The 641-nt window shown below is 55.5% G+C and carries 1 protein-coding gene; it reads left to right on the forward strand.

What is annotated here, in order from left to right; translation table 11 throughout:
• A partial coding sequence (locus D5281_RS25205) for a hypothetical protein (protein WP_160562572.1) occupies positions 1 to 641 on the forward strand: 641 nt, incomplete at both ends.

The following is a 641-nucleotide window of genomic DNA, read 5'->3' on the forward strand; positions in this document are numbered from 1 at the left end:
GACGTTTTCCTCAAAGACACCGCGCCCCACAACACATGGCGTTTCTACATGGAGCAGACAAGCGACCGCGTTCTTGCCTATGCAATCGAGCTGACGGGAAAGGAGCGCGGGAAAATCAAGGGCAATCTGTACGAACTGGACTACTCTAAACATTATGAGCGCGTCAAGGAAAAGGAGCTGCCCGCCGATACGGTGAAGCTGATTTATGAGCATGGGGAAAGGGTACAGGAAGCCGGGAGATATTTTGACGGAACCCCAGACCCGCAGCTTGGGAAATTTGAACGCTTTGAAGCCGTACCCAACGACCCGGACGCGCTGCAATCGCTCTTACAGGAAGAACGGCGCAGCCGGGAGCAGCTTTCGCCGGGGGATTTCAAAACGCATATCGCAGCTTTGCGGGACGGGCTGATTGAAACGGAAGCGCGGCGCATTGTGCGGGAAATGAAGCGGCATTACGAGCCGAACAGCCCGAACAAGACCCATTTCATGGCAGGGCTTTCCCCGGCGTTCATGCGGCTTGCAGCCACAAAGGACACTGACCGCCTTTTCTCCATGCTGCCCTACAAGACACTTTCCTTTTCCAAAATCGAGGGCAGACATGGGACGTATGCGCTGATTGACAAGGGGGAGAACCGGGACAG

The organism is Parablautia muri, assembly GCF_009917485.1.
GTDB classification, from domain to species: domain Bacteria; phylum Bacillota; class Clostridia; order Lachnospirales; family Lachnospiraceae; genus Suilimivivens; species Suilimivivens muri.